Source organism: Aurantimonas sp. Leaf443 (genome assembly GCF_001425575.1).
Classification (GTDB): domain Bacteria; phylum Pseudomonadota; class Alphaproteobacteria; order Rhizobiales; family Rhizobiaceae; genus Leaf443.
In genome coordinates, this window is sequence record NZ_LMRD01000007.1 from 432,798 (window position 1) to 453,791 (window position 20,994).

At 71.2% G+C, this 20,994-nt stretch carries 22 protein-coding genes; 9 read left to right on the forward strand and 13 right to left on the reverse strand.

Annotation, left to right across the window (positions count from 1 at the left end; translation table 11 throughout):
• The first annotated feature begins 53 nt into the window (after positions 1-53).
• Both ASG48_RS10210 and ASG48_RS10215 read left to right on the forward strand, forming a co-directional pair.
• On the forward strand, positions 54-299 hold the full coding sequence (locus ASG48_RS10210) for an Lrp/AsnC ligand binding domain-containing protein (protein ID WP_055848963.1): 246 nt from the start codon (positions 54-56) through the stop codon (positions 297-299).
• Between the two features lie 169 nt (positions 300-468).
• Positions 469-2,145: a diguanylate cyclase gene (locus tag ASG48_RS10215; RefSeq protein WP_055848966.1), complete on the forward strand. Its 1,677-nt coding sequence runs from the start codon at positions 469-471 to the stop codon at positions 2,143-2,145.
• A 58-nt stretch (positions 2,146-2,203) separates the two neighbouring features.
• On the opposite strand, the gene pncB is transcribed toward ASG48_RS10215, so the two are convergent.
• From pncB to ASG48_RS10245, 6 genes are all read right to left on the reverse strand, one after another.
• Entirely contained in the window at positions 2,204-3,508 is a 1,305-nt protein-coding gene (gene pncB, locus ASG48_RS10220) for a nicotinate phosphoribosyltransferase (protein WP_055848969.1), read from the reverse strand.
• A 139-nt stretch (positions 3,509-3,647) separates the two neighbouring features.
• Positions 3,648-3,842: a hypothetical protein gene (locus tag ASG48_RS10225; protein WP_055848973.1), complete on the reverse strand. Its 195-nt coding sequence runs from the start codon at positions 3,840-3,842 to the stop codon at positions 3,648-3,650.
• Positions 3,843-3,910: 68 nt separating this feature from the next.
• Complete coding sequence (locus ASG48_RS10230; protein ID WP_055848976.1) at positions 3,911-4,792, reverse strand: aldose 1-epimerase family protein; 882 nt, start codon at positions 4,790-4,792, stop codon at positions 3,911-3,913.
• A gap of 118 nt (positions 4,793-4,910) precedes the next feature.
• Positions 4,911-5,156, reverse strand: a complete 246-nt coding sequence (locus ASG48_RS10235) for a hypothetical protein (protein WP_055848979.1) — start codon at positions 5,154-5,156, stop codon at positions 4,911-4,913.
• Positions 5,153-5,899, reverse strand: a complete 747-nt coding sequence (locus ASG48_RS10240) for a Crp/Fnr family transcriptional regulator (RefSeq protein WP_055848982.1) — start codon at positions 5,897-5,899, stop codon at positions 5,153-5,155. Before ASG48_RS10240 ends, ASG48_RS10235 begins: the two co-directional genes overlap by 4 nt.
• A 162-nt stretch (positions 5,900-6,061) precedes the next feature.
• Entirely contained in the window at positions 6,062-7,102 is a 1,041-nt protein-coding gene (locus ASG48_RS10245; protein ID WP_055848985.1) for an aldo/keto reductase, read from the reverse strand.
• A gap of 187 nt (positions 7,103-7,289) precedes the next feature.
• Between ASG48_RS10245 and ASG48_RS10250 the strand changes: the two genes are divergently transcribed.
• From ASG48_RS10250 to ASG48_RS17920, 3 genes are read left to right on the forward strand one after another with little or no spacing between them, the layout of a single operon-like run.
• On the forward strand, positions 7,290-7,817 hold the full coding sequence (locus ASG48_RS10250; RefSeq protein ID WP_055848987.1) for a hypothetical protein: 528 nt from the start codon (positions 7,290-7,292) through the stop codon (positions 7,815-7,817).
• On the forward strand, positions 7,817-8,308 hold the full coding sequence (locus tag ASG48_RS10255; RefSeq protein ID WP_055848990.1) for a YetF domain-containing protein: 492 nt from the start codon (positions 7,817-7,819) through the stop codon (positions 8,306-8,308). Before ASG48_RS10250 ends, ASG48_RS10255 begins: the two co-directional genes overlap by 1 nt.
• Positions 8,309-8,318: 10 nt before the next feature.
• The gene (locus ASG48_RS17920; RefSeq protein ID WP_082529393.1) at positions 8,319-8,495 is read left to right on the forward strand and encodes a DUF2256 domain-containing protein; all 177 of its coding nucleotides are present in this window, start codon (positions 8,319-8,321) and stop codon (positions 8,493-8,495) included.
• Between the two features lie 31 nt (positions 8,496-8,526).
• On the opposite strand, the gene ASG48_RS10260 is transcribed toward ASG48_RS17920, so the two are convergent.
• The 4 genes from ASG48_RS10260 to ASG48_RS10275 all read right to left on the reverse strand — a co-directional run bounded on the left by ASG48_RS10260 (position 8,527) and on the right by ASG48_RS10275 (position 12,432).
• Entirely contained in the window at positions 8,527-8,748 is a 222-nt protein-coding gene (locus ASG48_RS10260) for an alkylphosphonate utilization protein (RefSeq protein WP_055848993.1), read from the reverse strand.
• Between the two features lie 65 nt (positions 8,749-8,813).
• On the reverse strand, positions 8,814-9,605 hold the full coding sequence (locus ASG48_RS10265; protein ID WP_055848995.1) for an ATP-binding cassette domain-containing protein: 792 nt from the start codon (positions 9,603-9,605) through the stop codon (positions 8,814-8,816).
• The gene (gene fhuB, locus ASG48_RS10270; protein WP_055848998.1) at positions 9,602-11,596 is read right to left on the reverse strand and encodes a Fe(3+)-hydroxamate ABC transporter permease FhuB; all 1,995 of its coding nucleotides are present in this window, start codon (positions 11,594-11,596) and stop codon (positions 9,602-9,604) included. Before fhuB ends, ASG48_RS10265 begins: the two co-directional genes overlap by 4 nt.
• The gene (locus ASG48_RS10275; RefSeq protein ID WP_055849001.1) at positions 11,593-12,432 is read right to left on the reverse strand and encodes an ABC transporter substrate-binding protein; all 840 of its coding nucleotides are present in this window, start codon (positions 12,430-12,432) and stop codon (positions 11,593-11,595) included. Before ASG48_RS10275 ends, fhuB begins: the two co-directional genes overlap by 4 nt.
• A gap of 300 nt (positions 12,433-12,732) precedes the next feature.
• Between ASG48_RS10275 and ASG48_RS10280 the strand changes: the two genes are divergently transcribed.
• Both ASG48_RS10280 and ASG48_RS10285 read left to right on the forward strand, forming a co-directional pair.
• Complete coding sequence (locus tag ASG48_RS10280) at positions 12,733-14,919, forward strand: TonB-dependent siderophore receptor (protein ID WP_055849002.1); 2,187 nt, start codon at positions 12,733-12,735, stop codon at positions 14,917-14,919.
• Positions 14,919-16,007 carry a siderophore-interacting protein gene (locus tag ASG48_RS10285; protein WP_055849006.1) on the forward strand — a complete coding sequence of 363 codons (1,089 nt, stop codon included), beginning with the start codon at positions 14,919-14,921 and terminating at the stop codon, positions 16,005-16,007. The genes ASG48_RS10280 and ASG48_RS10285 overlap by 1 nt, the downstream gene beginning before the upstream one ends.
• A 29-nt stretch (positions 16,008-16,036) precedes the next feature.
• On the opposite strand, the gene ASG48_RS10290 is transcribed toward ASG48_RS10285, so the two are convergent.
• The 3 genes from ASG48_RS10290 to ASG48_RS10300 all read right to left on the reverse strand — a co-directional run bounded on the left by ASG48_RS10290 (position 16,037) and on the right by ASG48_RS10300 (position 18,733).
• On the reverse strand, positions 16,037-16,264 hold the full coding sequence (locus tag ASG48_RS10290) for a hypothetical protein (RefSeq protein WP_055849010.1): 228 nt from the start codon (positions 16,262-16,264) through the stop codon (positions 16,037-16,039).
• A gap of 183 nt (positions 16,265-16,447) precedes the next feature.
• Entirely contained in the window at positions 16,448-17,098 is a 651-nt protein-coding gene (locus ASG48_RS10295; protein WP_055849013.1) for a pentapeptide repeat-containing protein, read from the reverse strand.
• Positions 17,099-17,626: 528 nt separating this feature from the next.
• The gene (locus tag ASG48_RS10300) at positions 17,627-18,733 is read right to left on the reverse strand and encodes an aldose epimerase family protein (RefSeq protein WP_055849015.1); all 1,107 of its coding nucleotides are present in this window, start codon (positions 18,731-18,733) and stop codon (positions 17,627-17,629) included.
• Between the two features lie 249 nt (positions 18,734-18,982).
• On the opposite strand from ASG48_RS10300, the gene ASG48_RS10305 reads away from it, so the two are divergent.
• A complete protein-coding gene (locus ASG48_RS10305) occupies positions 18,983-19,891 on the forward strand; it encodes a PfkB family carbohydrate kinase (RefSeq protein ID WP_055849018.1) in 909 nt (302 codons plus the stop codon).
• Positions 19,888-20,937 carry a tagatose 1,6-diphosphate aldolase gene (locus ASG48_RS10310; RefSeq protein ID WP_055849020.1) on the forward strand — a complete coding sequence of 350 codons (1,050 nt, stop codon included), beginning with the start codon at positions 19,888-19,890 and terminating at the stop codon, positions 20,935-20,937. Before ASG48_RS10305 ends, ASG48_RS10310 begins: the two co-directional genes overlap by 4 nt.
• Positions 20,938-20,994: the final 57 nt, after the last annotated feature.

Below are 20,994 nucleotides of genomic sequence, written 5' to 3' on the forward strand. Positions count from 1 at the left end.
CCCGGGCTCCGGGAAACCTCGCGCCCAGACTGGACGATTCTCCGGGAGGGCCGATGAAGACGATCTTCGTTCAATTCAAGTGCCGTCCGGGCCGGGCCTACGGCGTCGCCGACGATCTCGCCCAGAGCATCGAGGAGCTTTCGGAAGTCTATTCGACCTCCGGCCACTACGATCTCATCGCGAAATTCTATCTCGGCGACGACCGCGACATCGGTCACTTCGTCACCGAGCGCCTTCAGACCCTCGACGGCGTCGCCGATACGTTCACGCTCGTCGCCTTCAAGGCCTTCGCAAGCTGAACCGCGAGCGCCCGGACAGTCCGGCGCACACGGAACCTTCGAAGGACTTTTCCCGAGTTGAGGATTTCTTCAATGGCCGGGCGCTACCGTTGCGCCCGGGCCCGAGGACTTCGGCCCGAGGATGAGACCGATGGCGATGGCACGATCGAGAGCGCGACCGAGGTCGCTGGTGCGTCTGCTCACCTGTCTGTCGATCGCCGTCGCCCTGCCCTTCCTTCTCGCCGTCGCCTTCGCCCTCCTCTCCTACGCGCAGAGCGAGCGGGCGGGCCTCGAGCGCGAGGGGGTGCTGGCCAACGCGCAGCTCACCGCGCGGATCGAGGACGCCGTGCGCCAGCAGTTCGCGCGCCTGCGCTGGCTCTCCCTGTCGCCGCTCCTCGACGGGAGCGGGGACGTCTCGCGCTTTCGCGAGAAGCTCGGCACGCTCGACTACGGCTTGGACATCTCTCTCGTCGAGACGGCGACCGGCCGGCTGGTGGCCGCGCTCGACGACAGTCTCGCGCAGGCCCTGCCGGCCGAACGCCGCGCCGCGCTCGTCGCCCCCGGCATCACGGCGCGCTGGACGCCGGCGCTCGACCTGATGGAGCCGCTGCCCGGCCGCTTCGTGGTGCCGCTCGTCGCGCCGGTCCATCGCGCCGGCGAGGCGCGATACTCGCTTCTCGCCCTCCTGCCGGCCGCAAGGCTCGGCCAGATCATGGGCGAGGCGCATGTTCTGCCGCCCTTCTCCGCCTCGCTCGTCGACCGGCAGGGCCGCATCATCGCCCGCACCAATCCGGTCGAACAGAGGACCGGCCAGCTCCACCCGCTGGCCGGCCAGCGTCCGCGCGACAGCGGCATGCGCTCGGGCCTCAATCCGCAGGGCATCGAGGCGCTGAGCTTCTACAAGCGCTCGCCCTTCACGGGCTGGATCGTCTCCTCCAGCGTCGCGGTCGACGCGCTCGTGGCGCCCCTGCACCGCTCGCTCTGGCTGATCGGCTCGCTCGTCCTCGCCCTCCTCGTTCTCAGCGCCGTCTTCGGCTACGCCATCACCTCGCGCCTCACGCGCACGACGCGCGGCCTCATCGCGGCCGCGCAGGCCCTCGGCCGGCGCTTGCCCGTCGATGCCCGAGAATTGCCGCTGCGCGAGGGCAACGAGATCCTGAGGGCGCTTTCGGCCGCCTCGCTCGCCCTCGACGAGCAGGACTGCGCGCTGCGCCGGGCGAACGAGACGCTGGAGGCGCGGGTGGAGGAGCGCACGCGCGCCCTCAACGAGGCGCTGCGCAAGGCCGAGGCCGCGGAAGCCATGGCCGTGCGCGCCGGCAACGAACTGGCGCGCCTCGCCACGACCGACGCGCTGACAACGCTCGCCAACCGGCGCTCCTTCGACGAGACCATCGCCGGCCATTTCGCTTGCGCCGAAGGCGAGCGGGCCGCGCTCTCCCTCCTCGTGCTCGACGCCGACCATTTCAAGCGCGTCAACGACGAGCACGGCCACGATGTCGGCGACGCGGTCCTGCAGGCCCTGGCCGAACGGCTCGCGGCGGATCTGCGCCTGTCGAACGACCGGATCTTCCGCATCGGCGGCGAGGAGTTCGCCGTCCTCCTGCCGGGAACCTCGCAGGCCGCGGCGCTCGCCGTCTGCGCCCGCCTTCACGCGGCGGCGGCCACGGTCAGCGTGCCCGCCACGCCGATCGTGCCGGGCTCGATCACGATCAGCATCGGGATGGCGACGCTCGAGCCCGGCCATCGCTCCGTTCCGGCCGATCTCTACCGCGCGGCCGACCGCGCGCTCTACCGCGCCAAGCGCTCCGGCCGGAACTGCACGCAGACCGGCTCGCTTCTCGACGAGTGCCTGCCGATGGCCAGCTGACAGGCCTCGGCGCCGTCAGGGCGCAGCGGGACGGGACGTTCCGGACGCGCGGGCGATATCAGACCGCCAGTTCACGCTCCGCATAGGCCGCCTCGCCGAAGACGCGGCGATAGCGCTCGATCTCGGCGGGATCGCCGCTGGCCTTGGCGGGATTGTCCGAGAGCTTCACCGCCGGGCGCCCGTTCACCTCCGCCACCTTGCAGACGAGCGAGATCGGATCGAGCCCGGCGGTCGGCATCGGCGAGACGCCGCGGAAGTCGTTGGTGAGGTTGGTGCCCCAGCCGAAGCTCATCCGCACGCGGCCGGAGAAATGGCGGAAGACCTTCTCGATCGTGTCGATGTCGAGCCCGTCGGAGAAGACGAGAAGCTTCTCGCGCGGGTCCTCCCCCATCGAGCGCCACCAGCGGATGATCTCCTCGCCGCCCTCGATCGGCGGGGCGCTGTCGGGACGGAAGCCCGTCCAGCGCGCCAGCCAGGGCGGTGCGCTTTTCAGGAAGGAGGCCGTGCCGAACGTGTCGGGCAGGACGATGAGCAGGTTGCCGTCGTAATAGCTCTGCCATTCGCGCAGCACCTCGTAGGGCGCCTGGCGAAGGGCCGTCTCGCTCTCGGCGAGCGCGGCCAGCACCATGGGCAGTTCGTGCGCGTTGGTGCCGATGGCCTCGAGATCGGTCTCCATGGCGAGGAGCACGTTGGAGGAGCCGAGGAAGCGATCGCCGAGCCCTTCCTTGAGGGCCTCCACGCACCAGCGCTGCCACAGGAAGGAATGGCGACGCCGCGTGCCGAAATCGGAGATGCGCAGTCCCGGCAGCGCCTGCAGGCGCTCCACCTTCTCCCACATCTTGGCCTTGGCCCGTGCGTAGAGCACGTCGAGCTCGAAGCGCTTCAGGTCCTTCATCGCCGCGCGCGAGCGCAGCTCGTTGACGATGGCGAGCGCGGGGATCTCCCACATCATCGTGTCGGTCCACGACCCGTGGAAGTCGAGTTCGAACTGTCCGTCGACGACGCGAAGCTCGTAGGGCGGCAGCCGGAAGTCGGCGAGCCATTCCAGGAAGTCGGGACGGAAGATCTGCCGCGTCCCGTAGAACGTGTTGCCGGCCAGCCAGATCATCTCGCGCTTGGTGAAGCGCAGCGAGCGCGCGTGGTCGAGCTGGGCCCGAAGTTCCCGCTCGTCGATCAGCTCGGCGAGGCGCACGCGGCGCGTTCGGTTGATGAGCGAGAAGGTGACGTCGACCTGCGGATGCAGTCCGCGGATCATCTGCAGCATCAGGAGCTTGTAGAAATCCGTGTCGAGCAGCGAGCGCACGATCGGATCGAGCTTGAACGTGTGGTTCCAGACCCGCGTCGAGATGTCCGTGGCGACCATGACCGTCTCCGCGCCCGTGCCTGCTTCGAGCCGCCGGACGTTTCCGGCCGGGCGCCGTCCCACGCCGGGCGAGTCCCGGCGCGGCCCTCTGGTAGAGCCTTTCGGCCCCTAAGGAAAGATTATCGGCAGGACCGGTCGCTCAGCCGGCGCCGCCGTCGGCATCGCCCCCGCCCTTCTGCGGCAGCGAGCCGGCACCCGGCGTCGCCTCCTCGTTGGTGAGGTCGGGCCTGGCATGGGGTCCGGCGGCGGGCCCGCCGGTCTGCTGCGGCTCCGCGCGCCCTGGCGCCTTGGATGGCGTGTCCTTCAATTCGTCCGGCGTTCTCGACGGGTCCATGGCGATCTCCTCGGCGTTCTTCTCCGAGGAAACGGCGCCCGCGCCGGGACGTTGCGTCGAACCTGTCCTCAGAGGCGCACGCGCCAGACGAAGGCGCGCGTCTCGCCGGGGGCGAGCACGAGAATGCCGGGCTTGTCCATGAAGTCGCCGTCCCAGCCCTGCGGGCTCGCCATCCCGTACCAGGGCTCGATGCACACGAAAGGCGCCTCGCCCGGCTTCGACCAGATGCCGAGATCCTTGAACCCCTCCCAGGAGACCTCGATCTCGCGGATCACCGCGCCCTCCGGCGAGAGCGCGGCGTAGCGCACGCTGCGGCTCGCCACGTCCGGCATGACGATCGCGTCGCGGGCGAAGAGCGCCGGGTCGAGCGGCAGTTCCCGTTCCTCGAAGGGCGGCGCCTTGCCCTCGCCCAGAAGCCCGCCCTCGACGACGGCGAGCACCTGGCCCGTCTCGGGCTTTTCGAAGGTGATGCGATGGTCGGTGCGCGCGACGCCGGAGACGAGCGGCCAGGCGAAGGCGGGATGGGCGCCGACGCCGCAGGGCAGCGGCCCCTCGCCCGGATTGGTCACGCGCGTCGTGCAGGACAGCGTGCCTTCGCGCACGGCGTAGACGAGGTCGAGCACGAAGGCGAACGGGTACTGGGCGCGCGTGGCCTCGTCGTCCACGAGGCGCAGCGTCACGCTCGTCTCGTCGGCTTCGACCAGCGAGAAGGCGGCGTCGCGCGCGAAGCCGTGCTTGGGCAGCGTGTGGACGGCGCCGGCATGGCGCAGGCGGTCGCCCGCGAGCGCGCCGACGGTCGGGAAGAGCACCGGCGCGTGGCGCGGCCATTGCGGCCCGGCCTGCCAGAGGAGTTCGGCGCCCGACGCGTCGGTGAGGCTCGTCAGCTCCGCGCCGCGGCTCGCCACCTGCGCGCCGATGCCCTGCGAGGCGATGCGATAGGACCCGTCCATTGGCGCCCGTCTCCCGATCCGTTGATTCTGGCGCGGCGAGGACCCGCGCGGCGGCCGCGAGATAAGCCGCGCCCGGGCGGCGGGGCAAGAGGCGGGCCCTTGGGCCGCGCCCCGGGGCTCAGCTCGTCGGGTGGACGCGCGTCCGCACCCAGTCCTCGGCCGCGCCGAGATCGGCGAAGAGCGGCGGCTCGACATCCGCGATGCCGGCGAAGGAGGCCTCCACCGCCCAAAGGCCGCGGTTGCAGCCGTGGCTCTCGTCCTCCAGGAGCACGAGGACCGCCACGAGAAGGCCGTCGGCGAGGACCAGCCGGCCCTCCCGGTCGTCCGACCCTGTCGCGATCCCGATGACCTGGAACTCGATCACGTCACGTCCGCAGTCTCCATCAGCCGCCCCTCGCGCAAGGGTCTGAAATGCAGGTAGCTGGGGTCGAACTCGGCGAACTCGCGCAGCGCCTCGACGTCGGGAATGGTGATCTCGCGGCTCGTCTGCGAGATGAGGCCGCTGCGGCGCAGATGCTGCAGGGCGCGGTTCACCGACACGGTGGTCAGCCCGACCGTGTCGGCCAGCTCGGTCTGCGAGAGCGAGAGGCGGAACGAGCTCTCCGTCGCCTCGCCCACGACGAGGAGCCGCAGGTGGAGTTCGGCCAGGATATGGGCGACGCGCCTGTCGGCCGGGCGGCGGCCGATATTGACGAGCCATTCGCGGCAGATCGCGCCTTCGACGAGTTCCGACCACCAGAGCGCGCGCGCCAGCATCGGCCGCGCCGTGAGCTTCAGGATGTCGGCCTCGCTCAGATGCACGACCCGGCAGCGCGTGCGGGCGGCGATCGAGTGGTCCATCTTGTCGAGCAGGAAGCCGAACAGATCGCAGAAGTCGCCCGGCACGAGATAGCCGATGATCTGGCGCTTGCCGTCCGGCAGCACCTTGTAGCGATAGGCCTGGCCGGACAGGATGACGTGGACCTTCTCCGAGCGCGCGCCCTCGCTGCTGATGTCGGTGCCGGGCGCCACGTCCTCGCCGTGCCCGACGATGCGCTCCACGAAGCGCCGGTCCTCTTCGGGAAGCGGATGAAGAGCCGTCAGTTTGGCGATCAGCGCCTTGGCCATCGTATGTTCGATCCTGTCGTGATCCTGCGGACGTGAAGGGCTAGCAGAGCACGAAAGCGCTGGCGAGAGAACGACGCTTTGCCGGCACCCGGTCGGTCGGACCGGCGCCAGGGCAGCCTCGGACGGGGCGCCGGGCGGCCTCGGGCCCGCCCGGCTCCGGCCTCACATCGGCATCGGCGCGCGGCGGTGCAGGTCGGCGATCCCGGCCATGACCTCGGGCGGGAGCACGAGGTCGCAGGCCCCCAGATCCACCGTCAGCTGCTCCATCGACGTCGCGCCGATGATGGCGGCGGTCACGAAGGGCCGCGTCAGGCAGAAGGCGATGGCCATCTGCGCCGGATCGAGCCCGTGCTCGCGGGCGAGCGCCACGTAGCCGTCCGTCACGGCGAGGACGTGGGGCGTGAAGCGGCCGCCGAGATCGCTGCGGATCGAGGCGCGCGAGCCGGGCGGCACGATGCCGCCGGCATACTTGCCGGTGAGAAGACCCGCGGCGAGCGGCGACCAGGCGAGAAGGCCGACATCCTCGTGGACGCTGAGTTCGGCGAGGTCGAGGTCGAAGGTCCGGCACAGGAGACTGTACTCGTTCTGCAGGCTCGCCACCCGCGGCAGGCCGCGGCGCTCGGCCAGTTCCAGGAACTTCGCCGTGCCCCAGGCCGTGTCGTTGGAGAGGCCGACATGGGCGATCTTGCCGGCCTCGACGAGCCGGCCGAGCGCCTCCAGCGTCGCCTCCATGTCGTCGAGCACGGCCGCGTTGTCGCGCCCGCTCGGGTCGTAGTCGAAGGCCTGGCGGAAATGGTAGGAGCCGCGATTGGGCCAGTGCAGCTGGTAGAGGTCGATCGTCTCGACGCGAAGGCGCTTCAGGCTGGCCTCGACCGCGCGCTCGAGATTGTCGGCGTCGATGGCCGCCCCGTCGCGGGCCATGCCGCCCTTGCCGGTGATCTTGGTGGCGAGGACGAGCCCGTCCCGCTTGCCCGAGCGCGACAGCCAGTCGCCGATGATCTCCTCGGTCCGCCCGACCGTCTCGGCCTTCATCGGCGTCGTCGGATACATCTCGGCCGTGTCGATGAAGTTGACGCCGGCATCGAGCGCGGCGTCGAGCTGGCGGTCGGCCTCGGCCTGGTCGTTCTGGCTGCCCCAGGTCATCGAACCGAGGCAGATCTCGCTGACCATCAGGCCGGTGCGGCCGAGCGGGCGCTTCTTCATGGGACAATCCTGGATGGGAGAGGAAAGGGATCGGGGAAAGGGAAAGGACAGGCTCTAGGACATTGCGCCGGCAATCGCCACCGCGTCGCGTCGCAGCGCGCCGCGCGTCGCGGGCTTGAAGGAGAGAAGGGCAAGGATATCTCCCGATGGCAGCCGCGCTGCAGGCAGGAAGGAACCGGTGGCGTGCGTGTCTGATATCGATCTGCCCGAAGGCGTGGGGCGTGGCCATCTCGAAGGCATGACGAAGATCCAGCGTCATGCGAGCCCCCTCTCGCTGGTCGTCCTCGGCGCCATCCTCCTCGTCGCCCTCTCCGGCTTTCTCGGCGGCGGCGCGCCGGCCCGCCATGTGGCGGAGCGGCCGGAGGCGCTGCTGGCCGTGAGCGTGCCCGACATCCTGCGCAACGGCGAGTTCTTCGAGATGGTGGTGCGCCTCGAGGCCCGCTCTCCGGTCGGCGACCTGACGCTCGGCGTCGAGCCGTCGCTCTGGGCCGACATGACGCAGAACACGATGATCCCGGCGGCCGGCGAGGAAAGCTACGCGGACGGGCTGTTCCGCTTCGCCTATGGCCCGGTCGAGGCCGGATCGGCCGTGGAGGTGAAGATGGACCTGCAGATCAATCCCGACCTTCTCGGCGGCACGCGGGGCGACGTCGTGCTCCTCGACGGCGAGCGCGAGCTTTTGCGCCTGCCGGTCGCCATCGCGGTGCGCCCCTGATGGACATCGTTCTGCGCGCGACGGCCATGTTCGCCGTCCTCTTCCTCCTGCTTCGGCTTCTGGGCAAGCGCGAGCTCAGCCAGATGACGCCGTTCGAGCTCATCGTGCTCGTCGTGATGGGCGATCTCGTGCAGCAGGGCGTCACCCACAACGACTTCTCGGTGACGGGCGCGCTGCTCGCCATCGTCACCTTCGCCTTCTGGGGCGTGGTCCTGTCCTGGGCGACCTATCTCTCGCCGCGCGCCGAGCGCTGGCTGGAGAGCGAACCGCGGGTCATCATCAAGGACGGGATCCTGCGCGAGGAGAACCTGCGCCGCGACCGCATCACCCGCCGCGAGGTGGAATCGGAGATGCGCCTGGCCGGCATCGCCTCCATGCGCGACGTCGCCTGGGCGATCCTGGAGCCGCAGGGGCGCATCTCCTTCATCAAGGCCGATCCAGGCGGCGAGCCGAGCCGCCAGACCGCCGCCGACGGCAGCGCCGCGACCTGACGCCAGCCCGATGCCGAAGATGCGCCGCAAGGCCGACCTCCCCGCCAAGACCTGCGCGCAGTGCGGCCGCCCGATGGTGTGGCGCAAGGCCTGGGCCAAGACGTGGGACGCGGTGAAATATTGCTCCGAGCGCTGCCGCTCGCAGGCCAAGGCGACGCCCGGCGGGGCGGACGGCGCGCAGCCGTGAGCCGGCACGGCCGGGGCGTGCGGCCCCGGCGTCAGGCCTTCTTGAGGAACTCGGTGCGCAGCACGAGGCCCTTCACCTTCTCCACGTTGCATTCCACGAGCGCGGGATCGTCCGTCAGGCGGATGTTGCGCACCAGCGTGCCGCGCTTCAGCGTCACGGACGTGCCCTTCACCTTCAGATCCTTGACGAGCGTCACGCCGTCCCCGTCGCAGAGCGGCGTTCCGTTCGCATCCTTCACCACGGGGTCGGTCATCGAAGAGGTCTCCAGCGCGCCGGGAGCGGCCGCGGGGCTTCCTATCACGACCGGCGGCGCCTCCGTCAGCCGGCGAGCGCCATCGGCAGGGCGCGGCCGGGATGGCGCACGATCGTCATGGGAATGCCGTAGATGCGCTCCAGCCCCTCCCCCGTCATGACGCTCTCGGGATCGCCGCGCGCCACGAGCCGGCCGTCGCGAAGCGCCAGGAGCTCGTCGCAGAAGCGGGCGGCCATGTTGACGTCGTGCAGCACGACGACGACGCTAAGGGCCCGCTCGCGCGACAGCCGGGCGACGAGGTCGAGCACCTCCACCTGATGGGCGACGTCGAGGGCCGAGATCGGTTCGTCGAGGAGGAGGCAGCGCGCGTCCTGCGCGACCAGCATGGCGATCCAGGCGCGCTGGCGCTCGCCGCCCGACAGCGTGTCCACCGCGCGCTCGGCGAGGGCGGACAGATCCGTCAGCGCTAGCGCCTCCTCCACCTTGCGCCCGTCCTCGGCGGAGAAGCGGCCGAGCGCGCCATGCCAGGGATAGCGGCCGAGCGCCACGAGCTCTCGCACCCGCAGTCCCTCCGTCGCGGGCGGATGCTGCGGCAGGTAGGCGACGCGCCTGGCGAAGTCGCGATCCCCGTAGGCGGCGAGCGGCCGGTCGCCGAGGCGGATGGCGCCACCGCTCGGCGCATCCTGGCGCGCCAGCATCTTCAGGAGCGTCGACTTGCCCGAGCCGTTGCGGCCGAGAAGGCCGGTGACCCGGCCGGGCGCCAGCGCAAGCGTCAGCGGATGCAGGAGCGTCCGGCCGCCGATCGCCTTGTGGACGCCGGAGAGGACGAAGGTCGCGCCGCGCGAGGGATCGGTCATCGGGAACGGGCCTTTGCGCCCTGCAGGAGGACGAGGAGGAAGGGAGCGCCGACGAGCGCGGCCAGGAGGCCGGCCGGCAGCTGGAACGGGAAGGCGGCGGTGCGGCCGACGAAATCGGCGGTCACGATCAGGGCGGCGCCGACGAGGGCGGCGGCGGCGAGCGCGGGACCGGGCCGCCGCGCGCCGAGGCGCGTGGCGATATGGGGCGCCATGAGGCCGACGAAGGAGAGCGGCCCGACGATCACCGTCGCCCCCGCCGAGGTGCCGGCGACGATGAACAGGAGCGCCAGCCGGGCGCGCGCCAGAGGCAAGCCGAGCGCCTGCGCGGCGGGGCCCCCGAGCGGCAGGACGAGCAGCCAGCGGCGGGCGAGGAGCGCGGCGGCGAGAAAGGCCGCGGCAAGGAAGGCCGCGCGCCCGGCGTCGCCCGCCTCCAGCCCCCCGGTCGCCCCGCTGAGGAGACTGAGAAGCTGCACCGCCCGCGGGTCGCCGGTCGCCGAGAGCATGCCGACCAGGGCGTCGAGAAGCGCGTTGATCGCGACCCCCGCCAGAAGCACGCGCTCCGGCGCGAAGCCCGAGCGCTGCGCGAAGGCGAGGACGAGCGCGAGGACCACGGCCGCGCCGAGCGGCGCGCCGAGATGTCCGGCGCCGGGAAGGAGCGTATCGGCCGCCAGCAGCGCGACGGCCGCCCCGAAGGCGGCGCCGGCGCTGACGCCGAAGACCTCCGGGCTCGCCATGCCGTTGCCCGTGAGGCGCTGCAGCACCAGCCCGGCGGTGCCGAGCATCGCGCCGGCGGCGGCGCAGGCGAAGACGCGCGGCATCCGCCAGGGCAGGATCGCGCCGAACTGTTCCGGGCGCAGCCACGTCCAGGCGCCGCCGGGGTCGCGGCCGAGAAGGAGGGCGACGAGGAGAAGCAGACCGAAACCGAGGCCGAGCGCCGCCAGGAGCCGCTGCGCAGACCGGGCCGGCCGCCCGTCCGGTGCCCGCCCCGCCTCGGGCGGGCGGGCCGCGAGCGACAGGCGCGGCAGGAGCCAGAGCAGGATGGGCGATCCGAGGATCGCCGTCACCGCGCCGGTCGGCAGGAAATCGGACGCGGCTCCCGCGGCGAGCTGGACGCCGAGATCGGTGAGGAGCAGGAGGAGCCCCCCGACCGCCGCCGAGGCGAGGAGCCGCGTGCCGAGCCCCCTCGCCCCGGCGAGACGCGCCACCAGCGGCGCCACGAGGCCGACGAAGCCGATGACCCCGACCGAGGCCGTGACGAAGGCCGACAGGAGGAGCGCCAGCGCCACCGCGCCGAGCCGCAGCGCGCCGACGGGAAGGCCGAGCGCGCGGGCGCCGTCCTCCCCCAGATCCAGGAGGCGCAGCGGGCGGAGAAGCAGGACGACGAAGGGCAGGAGGACGGCGAGGCGCCAGGAGAGGGCGAGCGCCGGATCCCAGCTCTGCTGCGCCAGCGATCCCCCGCCCCAGATGAAGAGGCTGACGAGATAGCGGCTTTCGAGAAGCGTGAGCATCGCCGAGAGCGCGCCGCAATAGAGCGTGACGACGAGACCCGAAAGGACGAGCGGCACGGGGGCGAAGCCCTGCCGGCGCGTCAGCGCGAAGACGAGCGCGGTCGTGGCGGCGCTGCCGGCGAGCGCGGAGAGATCGCGGCCCCAGCCGATCATCGCCGGGGCGTAGAGGGTGGCGAGCGTGAGCGCGAGGCGCGCCCCGGCATCGATGCCGAGCGTCGTTGGCGAGGCCAGCGGATTGCGCAGCACCTGCTGCAGGAGCGCGCCCGACAGCCCGAGCGCGGCGCCGCACAGAAGCGCCATGGCAAGGCGCGGCAGCGTGGCGTTCACGAGGACGAGCCGCTCGGGCTCGGGCAGCGCGCCGGCGCCCGCGAGCATCTGCCCGGCGGGTCCGGCGAGAAGCACGGCGAGCGCGGCGGCGCAAAGAAGGGCGAGCGCGGCCAGAAGCCGCGCCGGATGGGGCGCCCGCTGCGCGGCCGCGCTCATGCGCTGCGCCTTTCCAGCTCGCCCAGAAGCAGCGCCGCGAAGCGCCGCGCGGAGGGCAGGCCGCCGAACATCAGCGACGGCTCCAGAACCGAGACGGCACCTTGCCTGGCGAAGGGCAGCGCCGTCCAGATCGGGCTGCGCGCGAGCGCGCCCATCGCGTCCGGCGGCAGCGGATCGAAGGTGACGAGGCGCGTGGCCTCGGTCTGCCAGAAGGCCTCGATGCCGACGGTGGCAAAGCCCCAGTAATTGTCCGGCGCCGCCCAGGCATTGGCGATGCCGAGCCGCGCGAGGACCTTGCCGTAGAGGCCGGAGGCCCCGTAGACGCGCGCGTGCCGCGCATCGAGGAGCGAGGCGAGGAGGATGGGGCCCGGCGAAAGCCGCGCGGCGCGCGCCCGGCCGGCCTCGAAGAAGGCCTCCGTGTCCTCGAGGTAGCGCGCGGCGGCCGCCCGCGCGCCCAGCCGGTCGCCGAGCCGGCTCAAGGCGGTGCGCGCCGCTTCCAGCGGATCGAGCCCCGGCCCGTAGAGCGTCAGGCGCTCCACGGGCGCGATGCGCCGCAGGGCCGGCTCGGCGCCCGCGACATAGTCGGTGCTGAGGATCAGGTCCGGGGAGAGCGCGGAGAGCACTTCCATGTTCGGCGCGAGATCGAGGCCGAGATCGACGACGCCGGGCGGCAGCGGCGGGGCGACCACCCACTTGCGCCAGCCTTCGAGATCGGGAAGCGCGACGGGCGGACGGCCGATGGCGATCAGCGTCTCGCCGAGCCCGTAATCGAGACTCGCGACCCGCGGGACGGCGGCCGCCCGCACCGGCGCGCCGAGCGCGGGAAGCGCGAGCATGGCGCCGAGAAAGGCGCGCCGGCCGAGCGTCGACCCGGGCGTCCCGGAGGCGCGGAGTCCTTGGAATCGCTCCAGAAACTGTGGCGCGGAAGAAACAGCGGCCCCGTCCTCGACGAGGCTCCGCGTCCCCGCTTCAAGGGCGGAATCGCGTCGGGCCCCGGGAAACCAAGGCTTTTCTGCGGCGATCTTCGAAACGGACGGCGACATCGTATCCCGGCTTATATTGACTCAGTCAGTCAAGTTTATTTAGCCCTGACGTCGAGCGTCGGGCAAGGGCCCGGTTACGATCCAAGGTGTTCCATGTCCTCCTGCCTCATCACCCCGTCCGGCCGTCCCCGCTTCCCGTCCGCCGCCGCCAGGGGCCTGCCGCGGCTCGTCGCGGGTCTCAGCCTGTCCAGCGCGCTCGTCGCTGTCGCCGTCTCGCAGGCCGGCGCGCAGACCGCCGCCGTCCAGCTCGAGACCGTGACGATCGAAGGCGAGGCGAGCACGGCGCAGGCCGGCGACACCGGCCTTGCGGCAGAAGGCTACGTGCCCGCCGCCGCCGTCAGCGCGACCAAGACCGACACGCCGCTGGAGCGCGTGCCGCAGTCCGTCTCGGTGGTGACGCGCGAGCAGCTGGAGGACCGCAATGTCCAGACGCTTCTGGAGGCGCTGAACTACACGCCGGGCGTCCGCACCGGCGCCTTCGGCTTCGACCCGCGCTTCGACGCCTTCTCCATCCGCGGCTTTCCCGCCACCTATACCGGCATCTTCCGCGACGGCCTGCGCGAGTTCAACACGGGCTTCTCCACCTTCGACATCGAGCCCTACACGCTCGGCGGCATCGCCATCCTGAAGGGTCCCTCGGCCGGCCTCTACGGCTCGTCCAATCCCGGCGGCATCGTCGACCTGCGCTCCAAGCGCCCGGAACAGGAGGCCATGCGCGAGGTCGAGGCGCAGCTCGGCACGAACGAGCGCTATCAGGGCGGGTTCGACGCCACCGGCCCGCTCGGCTCCGGCGGCGCCGTCTCCTATCGCCTCACGGGCGTCGCGCGGGACGCGGGCACCGACAATCCGTTCGTCGCCGACGACCGGCTCGACGTCGCGCCCGCGCTGACCTGGTCGCCCGACGCCGACACGCGCCTGACGATCCTCTCCGAACTGCAGCGCTCGAGGTCCGGCGGCTCGGCGGCCTATATCAACGAGAACCGGCGCGCGACGGACCTTCCCTACGGCGATCCGAACTTCAACGAACTCGACCAGGAACAGGGCCGCATCGGCTTCGAATTCGAGCAGCGGCTGAACGAGACCTTCGTCTTCCGCCAGAAGGCGCGCTACCAGGCGCTCGACGTCTATGCCGAATACGCCTACCCGATCGGGGCGCCGGTCGGCGGCATCCAGGCCCGCGGCGCCGGCAATCTCGACCAGTCGCTGAAGGGCGTCGTCTCCGACACGCAGCTCGAGGCGAAGTTCGCCACCGGCCCGCTCGGCCACACGGTGATCGGCGGCCTCGACGGCTCCTATGCCGATTTCGAGAATCGCGAGGGCTTCGGCGCCGCGCCTTCGCTGAACCTTGCCACGCTCGACTACAGCCAGTCCTTCGACACGCCGGACTATTCGGTGGCGCAGAAGCAGAGCCAGGGGCAGATCGGCCTCTACCTGCAGGACGAGATCACCTACGACCGCTTCACCCTGACGCTCGGCGGGCGCCAGGACTGGCTGGAGACCAAGACGCGCGCGGGCACGCCCGACGATCTCGGCGACGAGGACCGGCAGCGCGACGACGCGTTCTCGGGCCGCGTCGGCCTCTCCTACCTCTTCGACAGCGGCATCGCCCCTTATGTCAGCTACGCCACGTCCTTCGCGCCCGTCATCGGCACGGCGGCGGACGGCACCGCCTTCAAGCCGACGGAGGCCGAGCAGTACGAGGCGGGCGTGAAGTACCGCGTGCCCGGCCTGAACGCCTTCCTCACCGCCTCCGTCTTCGAGCTGACGCAGCAGAACGGCGTCTTCCTGCGCCCGAGCGAGGATTTCTCGACGAACGTCACCGTCCAGGCCGGCGAGATCCGCTCGCGCGGCGTCGAGCTGGAAGGCACGGCCACGCTCTGGAGCGGCTTCGACGTCGTCGCCTCCTACGCCTATATCGACGTGGAGACGATCGAGGGCGCGCCCGGCACGGTCGGCAAGCAGCTCTCCTCGACGCCCCACCACTCGGCCTCGATCTGGGGCGACTACACGATCCAGGACGGGATGCTGGCCGGGCTCGGCGCCGGCGCCGGCCTGCGCTACCTCTCCAAGAGCTACGGCGACGAGGAGAACACGTTCGAGAACGACGCGCGCACCTTCGTCGATGCGGCCGTGCACTACGATTTCCCGCAGGTCGAGGGCCTGCGCCTGCAGGTCAACGCCAAGAACATCTTCGACGAGGACGCGCAGGTCTGCTCCTCGGGCTTCTGCTACAAGGAGCCCGAGCGCCAGGTGATCGGCACGCTGCGGTTCCGCTTCTGATGGGCGCGGCGATGCTTCTCGCCCGCTCCACGATCGAGGTCGAGGGAGCGGCCGAGCTCCTCGACCGGCTCTGCGACCACTTCGCCGAGCATGGCGCGGTCGAGCGCGACGGCGCGTGCGGCCGCATCGACTTCGGCTACGGGCAGGCGCGGCTGAGCGCCCTGCCCGCCGGCCTCGAGGCGGAAGTCGAGGCTCGGGATCCGACCTATCTCGCCTATGTGAAGATGGGCGTCGCCGAGCACGTCCTGGAGATGGCGCGCGGCCCCGCGCCCGTGATCCGCTGGCAGGGCGACGGCGACGGGCTCGTCGTGCCGCCCTTCTTCCGGGAGATGCGCGTCGTCTCCTCGCACCGCCTGTCGCCGCACATGCAGCGTGTGCGCTTGTCGGGGGCGGATCTCCAGCGCTTCGCGGTCGGCGGCCTGCACGTGCGGCTTCTCTTCCCGCCGCAGGGGCGCGCGCCGGTCTGGCCGACGCTCGCCGAAGACGGGCGCATCCTCTGGCCGCAGGGGCCGGACGCGCTCGACAACCGCGTCTATACGCTGCGCCATATCGATCCGCAGGCCGGCCATGTCGATATCGACATCGTCCTGCACGAGGGCGAGGCGACGCCCGGCTCGCGCTTCGCCCTGCAGGCCGCGCCCGGCGACGTCGTCGGCATGACCGGGCCCGGCGGCGGCGACGTGCCGGAGGCCCAGACGCTACTTCTCGTCGGCGACGAGACCGCCCATCCCGCCATCGCCCGCATCCTGGAGGCCCTTCCGGCGACCGCGAGGGCCCATGTCGTCGCCGAGTTCGACGGGCCCGACGACGCGCCGCGCTTCGCCTGCGCGGGCGAGATGTCCGTCACGCTCCTGCCGCGCAACGGTCTGCCCGCCGGCACCGCCGGGCTCCTGCCGCGCGCGGTGGAGGCGCTGGACTTCGCCGCGCTCGGCCCCTCGCTTTTCGTCTGGGTCGGCTGCGAGTTCTCCGACTTCGTCGCCCTGCGCCGGCACCTTCGCAAGGACCGGCGGATCGCCAAGAAGGACCATCTCGCCGTCGCCTACTGGCGCCGCCACCATGCCGGCGACGACGCGCGCCACGAGGACTGAGCCCCGCGGAAGCCGGACCGGCGGCGCGGTCAGTCCCGGCGCTTCAGCGGCGTGATGCCGCCGCCCTCGTCCGGCTGCGCCCCGGCCTCGGTGTCGGCATCGGCATCGGCCGCCGCGTGGCGGTGGAGATCGGGATCGGGCGCGTCGGCCGTGCCGACCAGAGTGTCGGACACGCGCGGCAGGACGCCGTTCTGCGGCGTGCGCTCCTTCTCGTTCGCCGAATGGCGGGACAGAGCGCGTTCGTCGGACTGCGTCATGACATCGTCACCTTCTGATGGGCCCTCGGGTTCGATCGGGCGTCTGGAAGGCGAAGTCGAAGCTCGCCCGTTCCGTTCCCCGCCGCCCGTCGCCGCGATGTCGCAGCGCGCGCGTCGGGGCGGCGCGAGCCTCGGCGCCGCCCTCTGGTATGCGGCAGCGGGCGGGAGCCTGCGGACGGGTCGTCAGTCCGAGCCGCAGGGCCAGGTCGCGACGGGGGTCAGGCCGGCCGGCAGCTTCGTCGCGGCGTCGCCGCAGGCCAGGTCGATCTGCGCCTGCTGCAGACCCGTGGCGGCCGAGAGATCGGCGCCCTCGAGCCTCGTGAGAAACATATAGGCGCCGGTGAAGTCGAGCGGGCCGGCGATCTTCGCACCCTGGAAATTGGAGCGCGCGAGATTGGCGAAGGCGAAGCGGTTGTCGCCGAGACGGGCGCCCTCGAAATTCGCCCGGCCGAGCTCGGCCTTCTCGAACGTGCTGCCGGTGAGGTCGGCGCGCGAGAAGTTCGCGCGCTGCAGCTCGGCGCCGTAGAATTTCGCCGCCTTCGCTGTGACGGCCGAGAAGTCGGTGCGGTAGCCCTCGATCTTGGTGAAGTCCGCCTCGTCGGCCGAGGCGCCGGCCAGCGAGGTGCGCACGAGCTCGGCGCCCGCCAGCTTGGCCTTGGCGAGCGTCACCTCGCGCAGGTCGCTGAGGCTGAGATCGGCATCGCCGAGATCGGCCCCGCTGAGATCGGCCCTCGAGATCATCAGATTGCGCCGGTTGCACCCGCTCCAGTCCACTGCCGCCTCCGGCGAGGCCGAACAGTCCGCCGCCTGCGCGACCGCGGGCACCAGGACCATGGCCAGCGCCGCCAGAGGCCCCCGGAGCCCACGCCGCGAGGCCGGAACGCCAACGCCGCGCCGACCAGCCCGGGCCCCGCCGACCCGCCTGGACATCACTACCCCGTCCGCCATCGCATCCTCCCGCCACCCTGTCGCCCGCCCGCCCCGGACGCCGACGCGCCGGCCGAAGCTTGCCACTGTCACCGAAAGATGGGGGCTCGTCCGCCCGAAGGAAGATGGCGCGCTCGAAACCGCCGGCGCGCTACGCACCGCGGTCGGGGAAAAGCCGGAGGCCGGATCGCCATTCGGATCATCCGGAGCATGGCGCCGGGCAAGTCAGCGACACCGTCGAAATGAAGGGTGGCGCGATCGTGGCGTGTAGAGAAGCGTCGGAACGGCGAAACCGTCGAGAAGCACCGCTCGATGCGGTTGCGATGCTGGGCAATCGCCCCTCGAAAGGTGGGCCGCGTCAGATCGGCCCGATAGCGCCTGGTCTTACGCTTGATCGATCGATCGCCATTCGCGCTCGTTTCGTCGTGTCCACATTCAGGGGATAGACCCTGAAGCAGCCCCCGGCGCAACCGCTTCTCGAACGGACTCTCGGGCCCCAGCATCCGGAAACACGATCAACATCTCGTGGTGGTACGGCTCCCCAGCCGCCAGGACGACCGAAGGGAAGCCCGGGCAGTTGGGAGCGTTCGGATAGGCCTGGGTTTCGAGCGCGAAGCCGGCGAACTTCTCGTAGATCGCGCCGTCCTTGCCCCTCGCGGAAGCCAGCCCGTAGTGGTTGGCGGTATAGAACTGAAGCCCCGGCTGGTTCGAATGGAGTTCGAGTCGGCGACCACTGCGGGCGTCCAAGGCCGACGCGCACCGTCGCAGCCCGGTCGCCGGCTCGTTCAGGCACCAGTTGTGATCGTAGCCGCCGTCGATCCAAGCCTTCGCGATGTCGGCGCCTATCGCCTTGGCACGGCGGAAATCGAACGGACCGCCATCAACCGGCACGATCTCGCCGGTCGGGATCTTGTCCGGCGTGACCGGCGTGTAGCGGTCCGCCTCGATCTGGAGACGCTGCTCCAGGACATTGCCGCTCGCATGACCGGCGAGGTTCCAGTAGCCGTGATGGACGAGGTTGACGATCGTGCGACGGTCGGCCTCGGCCCGCATCACGATGGAGACGGCCCCGCCCGGCAAGACGGAATAGGTCACGGACGCCGCGAGGGCGCCGGGATAGCCCTCGTCTCCGTCGGGACTTTCCAGCCGGAACTCCACCGCGTTCGCCGACGGATCGGGATGCCCGCTCCAGAACCGTTTTCCGAAACCCCGCGCCCCGCCGTGCAGATGATGCGCGCCGCTGTTGCAGGCCAGTTGGATCACCCGTCCGTCGAGTTCGAACCGGCCTTCCGCGAGCCGATTGGCATGGCGCCCGCAGATGGCGCCCGCGTTGCCGGGCATGGCCACGTAGTCCGCGGGATCGTCGTATCCGAGCACGATATCCTCGACCACGCCGTGACGGTCGGGCCGCGTCAGCCGCGTGAGGATGGCGCCGAAGCCGATCACCTCCAGTTCCGTCTCGCCGCCGCTCAGGCGGAACGCTTCGACCGGCTGCCCCTCGATGGTGCCGACGATGCGGCGGTCCGGTGTCCGGGGCGACATGGCACTTCCCTTCGCTGCGGGCAGGCGTCGGCATTCTGGCCGGGTCCGCCCCTCGCATCCCCCGCGAGGATGCTACCGCCAACATGTAAAAAATGTTGACGACATGTTTGGCTGTGTCTACTGCTCTGGTCAAGCCGGACGGCTTGGGCAGGTGCCCTCCTCCATGCCGGCCTGCATCGGACAGCGACCGGACCGGTCCACCGCCCCACAGAGGGCGAGGCGGCCGCGTCGACGGGGAGAAGACGGTTCATGGCCCGCAGGCGCATCCTGACGCTCGGCAACGCCTTTCTCGACACGATCGTCTACCTCCCCGCGCTCCCCTCGGTTCCCGTGAAGCAGCGTGCGCTCGATGTCCGCAGGACCGGAGGCGGTATCGCGGCCACCGCCGCTTACGCCACGGCCAAGCTTGGAGCCGATACGGTCTTCTGGGGACGGCTCGGCCTAGACGACACGGGCGACCAGATCCTGTCGCGCCTGCGCGTCGCCGGCGTGAAGACCTGCGACGTGCGCCGCGTGCCCGGCGGCGTCAGCCCGATCGGCACCGTCCTCGTCTCGCCCGACGGCGACCGCATGGCCTTCGGCTTCATCGGGCGCGATCTCGGAGACGAAGCCGACTGGCTGCCGCTCTCCGATCTCGACGGCATCGACGCCGTGATGGCCGATTACAGCTGGGCCGAAGGGGCTGCCGCCGTCTTCCGCGCGGCGCGCGAGCGCGGCATCGTTTCGGTTCTCGACGCCGATGTCGGCGACATGGACGCCGTGCGCAGCCTTCTCGCCCTGCCCGACCACGTGGTCTTCTCGGCGGCCTGCCTCGCCCGCCTCACCGGCACCGCGGAGATCGGACAGGGCCTGACGGTGGCTCGCGGCCTCTGCCGGGGCACGGTGGGCGTCACCGACGGCGAACACGGCTTCTTCTGGCTCGACGGCGACCGGGTGCGCAACGTCCCGGCCTTTCCCGTGAAGGCGATCGACACCAACGGGGCGGGCGACATCTTCCACGGCGCCTATGCGCTGGGCCTGGCCGAAGGGATGGATGTCGAGGGCGCCGCGCGCCTCGCCAGCGCGACCGCCGCGCTCAAATGCGCGCGCGGCAGCGGCTGGGAAAGCATTCCCGACCGGGCCGCCGTGGATGCGCTTCTGCTGGAGGGACGGCGGTGAGGATCACGCCAGGCAAGCTCTGGGGCCTGCGGCGCCTCGCCGACGACGACGGCCGCTTCAAGATGCTGGCGATGGACCAGACGGGGCCGATCGTCCATCCGATCAAGGCCGCACGCGGCCTCGATCACGCTCCCTACGAGGACGTGGCGGCGGTCAAGCGGATGCTGGGAACGCATCTCGCGCCCCGCGCTTCGGCCGTGCTGATCGACCCGCCACTCGGCTATGCCGCGGCCATCGACGGCCTGTCGCCCCGCCGTGGGCTTCTCGTGGCGACCGAATGGGCGACCTGGGAGGTCACCGAGACCGGCCGAAAGTCGTCCGACATTCCGGGCTGGGACCCTTCGGTCATCCGCCGGATCGGCGGCGATGGCGTGAAGGTCAATCTCTGGTATCGCCGCGATGTCGGCCAGGACGTGAGAGAGCATCAGCTCGCCTATCTCCAGACCGTCAAGGACGCCTGCCGGCGCCACGACATCCCTTTCGTGCTGGAATTCCTGGTCTACCCGTTCCCCGGGGAAAGCGCGGAAGCCTTCGCCGCGCGGCGTGTCGATCTCGTGCTGGACGCCCTGGCTGACCCGGACGTGATGGATGCCGAGGGGGTGGACGTCTACAAGCTGGAACCGCCGACCGAGGTCGTCGGCGTTCCCGATCCGCACGGGCCGGAAGCCGCGGCGGTCCAGGCGCGCTTCGACCGCATGGCCGGAGGCATCCGGCGCCCCTGGGTGCTTTTGAGCGCGGGTTCCACTCCGGCCGACTTCCTGAGACTTCTGACCTACGCCTACCGCGCGGGCGCGAGCGGATATCTTGCCGGCCGCGCGATCTGGGCCGAGGCCTTCGCGCGGTTCCCCGACCTTGCCGCCATGGAAGCGGCCCTGGCGGCGCAGGCCCCGGTCTTCATGGACAGGCTGAACGCCTTGACCGAGGCGCAGGCCACGCCCTGGACCGGCCACGCGGCATGGGTGGACGGCGTGACGATGACCCCGGCGGGCGAAGGTTTCGCGCCGGCCTATGGTCGCTTCGCCGCGACGGGCGCGCTCGCGTCATGATCGGGCCGTCCATGCGCCAGGGGTGGCAATTATGAAGTCGCTCGACTTTTCCGGCGT